The organism is Plectonema radiosum NIES-515, from assembly GCF_025753815.1.
Taxonomy (GTDB): domain Bacteria; phylum Cyanobacteriota; class Cyanobacteriia; order Cyanobacteriales; family Nostocaceae; genus Hassallia; species Hassallia radiosum_A.
In genome coordinates, this window is the sequence record NZ_JAOWRF010000039.1 from 1 (window position 1) to 1,755 (window position 1,755).

Here is a 1,755-nt window from a genome sequence, read left to right on the forward strand (position 1 = left end):
CACCACGCTTCCCCATTCCCTCATTCGATGTAATCGTCATTGGCTCTGGAATTGGTGGTTTAGTGACAGCAACTCAGCTAGCCGCGAAGGGTGCTAAAGTGCTGGTGCTGGAACGTTATCTAATTCCTGGTGGTAGTGCTGGTTACTTTGAAAGGCAAGGCTATAAATTTGATGTTGGAGCGTCGATGATTTTCGGGTTTGGCGATCGCGGCACCACTAACTTATTAAAACGTGCTCTTGACGCTGTAAATGTCAGCTTAGAGACTATTCCCGACCCGGTGCAGATTCATTATCATCTGCCCGACAACTTCTCTCTTAAAGTTGATCGAGTTTATGATAAATTTTTGCAAAACCTGACTGCCAAATTTCCTCATGAAAAAGAAGGAATTCGTCGTTTTTATGACGAATGTTGGAAAGTCTTTAATTGCCTCAATCGCATGGATTTGCTGTCTCTAGAAGAACCTCGGTATTTGTTGCGGTCATTTTTCCAGCACCCACTATCGTGTCTCGGTTTAGCTAAGTATCTGCCCCAAAATGCCGGAGATGTGGCACGACGCTATATTAAAGACCCGGAATTATTAAAATTTATCGATATTGAGTGCTATTGCTGGTCTGTGGTGACTGCGGACATGACACCGATGATTAATGCGGGAATGGTTTTCTCCGACAGGCATTATGGAGGAGTTAACTACCCTAAAGGTGGGGTGGGACAAATTGCCCAAAAACTAGTTGAGGGTCTAGAAAAAGCTGGGGGTGAGATTCACTATCAAGCGAGAGTAACAAAAATCATTCAAGAAAATCAACGAGCCGTGGGCGTGGAACTGGCTAACGGTAAAATATACCTGGGAAAACGCATAGTTTCTAATGCTACACGCTGGGATACATTTGAAAATTTACTACCAGCAGAAGAAATACCAATTAGTGAAAAAAAGTGGCAACAACGCTATAAAAAATCGCCCAGTTTTCTCAGTTTGCACATGGGGGTAAAAAATTCGGTGTTGCCGAAGGGGACAGAATGCCATCACATTTTGCTTTCAGACTGGGAAAAAATGGCAGATGCAGAAGGAACAACTTTTGTTTCAATTCCCACTCTGCTTGACCCAGATTTAGCACCGACAGGTTATGATATAATTCACGCTTTCACGCCGCACTGGATTGGAGATTGGCAGAATTTATCAGCGGGTGAGTATGAGGCAAAGAAAGAAGAAGCTGCGTGGGGAATTATTGACCGCTTGGAGAAGATTTTTCCCGGAATAGATGCGGGATTGGATTATTTAGAGGTGGGAACACCGCGATCGCATCGTCGCTTTTTAGGTCGTGTTGATGGCACTTATGGACCAATTCCCCGACGCAAGTTGCGGGGTTTATTGGGAATGCCGTTTAATCGTACAGATATTCCCGGACTTTATTGTGTGGGGGATAGTAGTTTTCCCGGTCAGGGTTTGAATGCGGTGGCATTTTCCGGGTTTGCCTGCGCTCATCGCATTGCTGTAGATTTAGGGTTAGATTAAGCGCGAAAACAAAGAATGAGTGCAAGAAATCTAATAGACATCGACCGCTATGCTTATTATGCGTTACCCAGAACTTTTGTAGAGACGTAGCATTGCTACGTCTCTACATCTTTTCCAGCTACGTCTCTACATCTTTTCCAGCTACGTCTCTACATCTTTTCCAGCTACGTCTCTACATCTTTTCCAGCTACGTCTCTACATCTTTTCCAGCTACGTCTCTACATCTTTTCCAGCTACGTCTCTA

1 protein-coding gene is annotated in these 1,755 nt (G+C 44.3%); it reads left to right on the plus strand.

The window, feature by feature from the left end:
• The first annotated feature begins 14 nt into the window (after nt 1–14).
• Nucleotides 15–1,511 (plus strand): carotenoid isomerase, encoded by a 1,497-nt coding sequence (crtH, locus tag OGM63_RS02840; RefSeq protein ID WP_263744012.1) that lies wholly within the window; start codon nt 15–17, stop codon nt 1,509–1,511.
• Nucleotides 1,512–1,755: the final 244 nt, after the last annotated feature.